This is a genomic window from Microbacterium sp., from assembly GCF_047971895.1.
Classification (GTDB): domain Bacteria; phylum Actinomycetota; class Actinomycetes; order Actinomycetales; family Microbacteriaceae; genus Microbacterium.
In genome coordinates, this window is sequence record NZ_JBKEAF010000088.1 from 1 (window position 1) to 2919 (window position 2919).

The following is a 2919-nucleotide window of genomic DNA, read 5'->3' on the forward strand; positions in this document are numbered from 1 at the left end:
ATCCCGTTCCGGCACCTTCGCCTCATCGGCAATCGCCCGGATCCATTTCCCGAGCCTCGAAAGCCCGATCCCAGGATCAGACGCAACCTGACGCCGTGTCAGCCCGCTGGTGAGCGCAATGCGAACCGCATCCCGCTTGAATTCGTCGCTGTGTATCGTTGCCATATCCAGTCTCCTTTGATGAGAGCATCGCTCTCAGAAAACCGGAACAAAACCGGGACAGGGCCAGTCCGTCTGCTCAAGATTGCCTCCCGTTTTTGATCTTGAATCAAACGGATGGATATCTGGAAAGACCATAAATGCAGACGCCGCCGAGCACTACAGTCGCGGCATTTGGCGGATCGAATCGACGATAAATTGATCTCGCTCTACAATCCAGACTTGTTGATGCATTCGTAGGCATGAGGCCGTTGAGGATCTTGAGTTGTAGGTGGCCATGAAGTCATGGAGATAGCTACGAAGCTGATCGTAGCTATCGTAGTGGGTCATTTGACAGTGGCCTCTTTGATCGTCCGGTTCATCCGTTCGATTTGGCCATTTGTCCAAGAGTGATTAAGCTTGCTCAGGCGGTGCTTGATCCCATTATCTTCGCAGATCATATCGAAGCACACCTGCCACAATAGATGGTGTTTCAGTTCCGGGTCTGATCGGCGAACTGGATGCCGTTATCAATCAGGATCATATGGATCCGGTAAAGAACCATCATCTCCAGCAGATGTTTCAGGAACTCCCACGTCATCCGCCAGTCGGCCTTCTCAACCAGTTGAGCAACCGCAAACTTATCGGTCCGGGTCCGGGCGATGACAACAAAAAGATAGAGATTGCCCTCTGAGGTCTGCATCTCATCGATGTTCACGTGGAAGAAGACGATGGAGTAGCGCTGCCATTCGTCGTTCTGTTCGAACAGTACGGCACTGATCAGGCACCGAACTGATGTGGCTCTATCGCGGAATTGTTCTGGTCCGGTGCTCATGTTAAGCGGCCCTCTGTTCTAAGGCCTCGGGTGATTTCCAGCCGGGGGCTGAGTATTTGCGCCGTGGGTTGTAGAAGCCGTTGATGTATTCGAAGAGGACGAGTTCGACTTGGCGTCTGGTTTACCAGTCGCGGTGCCAGACCAGCCCGGCCTTCAGCGATGTGAAGGAGCTCTCGACGGACGAATTATCGTAGTAGCAATTGTCTTTTCCGCTCATGGAAGCCTTGAAGCCATGCTTGCCCAGAAGCTTCTGGTATCCATGCGGCCCGCAATCCGTGTGATGAATGCAGCCCGGCAGCGGTCTGCGCAGGGCGGCAGCGTCCTGATCGCCAGGTCCTGCTTCATCCGGTTGCTGATCGCCCAACCAATCACACGCCTTGAGAACAGGTCGATGATAACCGCCAGATAGATCCAACCCTCGCGGGGCCAGACATACCCGATCCCGCCGGCCCATTTCTGGTTCGATGCACTCGCCGTGAAATCCTGCTGCAGCAGATTCGGCAGATTGGCATCCCGTTCAGGAACCTTCACTTCATCGGAAAACGCCCGGATCTATTTCCCGAGCGTCGAAAGTCCAATCCCAAGACCAGACGTACCCTGACGCCGTATCAGGCTGCTGGCCAGCACAATGCGAACCGAATCCCGCTTGAATTCGTCGCTATGTATTGTCGCCATATCCTGTCTTCTTTGAAAAAAGCATCGCTCTCCGAAAAGCGAAACAAAACCGCAACAGGTCCAGACTGACGAAGGGATCGGTGCCGCTGAGCTTGGCGGTTTCAATCAGGGTATAGGCGATGATGGCTGCCTTGCCGCCTGCCTCCGAGCCGACGAAGAGATAGTTTTTGCGTCCGAGCGCGATGGTGCGCGTGCCACGTTCGGTCACGTTGTTGTCCAGTTCCAACATGCCGCTTTCGAGATAGGGTCGCAGGTACTCCATGCGTGTCAGGACATATCGGATAGCAGCAGCCAGTGAGGATTTGCCGGATATTCTGATCAGTTGCATGGCCAACCAGACTTCGAGATCATCGAAGACCGGGGCGATATGGGCCCTGCACAGTTTGGCCCGGCGGTCTGGCGGTGAACCACGTGCTTCTTTCTCGACGGGATAGAGTTGGGCAGGCGATTGGCAATCCCTGGGCGCGATGAATGTCGACGAATTTGCGCCATGCAGGCGATTTCGCGGACGGTACCGGATCGATAAAGCTCCTCGAATCCAGCATAGCCATCGGCATGCATCCGGCCCCGATAACCAGACAGATGATCTTTGGGATGCTGTCCTTAGCGGTCGCCCGAGAAGCAATACCAAGCCGCGAGCGGAGCCTGGCCGGCACAAGGGCGTTCATCACGTCCATAGGTCCAGACCGTGCCGTTTGGGTCTTGCCGCTGCCGGATGCCAGCATGCGCCGCGATGTGTCATCGGCAAAGATTACCTTGCCTGCCAGCACATGACGACCGATGGCATCGGTCAGTGGTTCCAGCAGGGCGGTGATCTTGCCGACCCAATCGTCCAAGATCAACCCTGGCCCAATCAAATAGGCGTTACGTGATCCAGATGCACCGCAGATCGGCGACATCCCTGCGCCTCTGCTCAAGCGCCTGAAGGTCTTTCTTAGAGCGTGTCGTGCTCATTTAGGTTCATATCCTGCGGCAATGAAATAATTGAGGCATTCGTCTTCGGTGAAGAGGTCGCAGATCTGGCCGACGGCCTTCCATAGTTCGTCGTAGGTTCGGGCCGCGGCCTTGCGCAGGAGAACCTTGAGCTTTGCAAAAGCCATCTCGATGGGGTTCAGGTCGGTGCTGTAGGGCGGGAGTGGCAGAAACCAGCAGCCGATGTTGCGCAAAGTTGCAGACGCTTTCGGGCTCTTGTGGCTGGAGAGGTTGTCCAGGATGACAACATCGCCGCACTGAATGGTCGGAGCGAGCCGGGTCTCGACATAGAGGTCGAA

General features: G+C 55.6%; 4 protein-coding genes and 2 pseudogenes. All 6 read right to left on the reverse strand.

All coding sequences use genetic code 11. The annotated features are described in order from the left end of the window. A partial coding sequence (locus tag ACK5IN_RS06800) for a transposase (RefSeq protein WP_416895443.1) occupies positions 1-165 on the reverse strand: 165 nt, incomplete at its 3' end. Between the two features lie 466 nt (positions 166-631). Next, a complete protein-coding gene (locus ACK5IN_RS06805; protein ID WP_416895441.1) occupies positions 632-973 on the reverse strand; it encodes a hypothetical protein in 342 nt (113 codons plus the stop codon). 1 nt (position 974) lies between these two features. Then, positions 975-1474 (reverse strand): annotated as a pseudogene (locus ACK5IN_RS06810) (DDE-type integrase/transposase/recombinase); the annotation flags it as partial. A gap of 157 nt (positions 1475-1631) precedes the next feature. Further along, positions 1632-2186: an IS66 family transposase gene (locus tag ACK5IN_RS06815; protein ID WP_416895444.1), complete on the reverse strand. Its 555-nt coding sequence runs from the start codon at positions 2184-2186 to the stop codon at positions 1632-1634. A 163-nt stretch (positions 2187-2349) separates the two neighbouring features. After that, positions 2350-2547: pseudogene (locus ACK5IN_RS06820) on the reverse strand (IS66 family transposase); the annotation flags it as partial. 51 nt (positions 2548-2598) lie between these two features. After that, positions 2599-2919, reverse strand: a 321-nt coding sequence (locus ACK5IN_RS06825; protein ID WP_416895442.1) for a transposase, incomplete at its 5' end; no start/stop codon positions are given.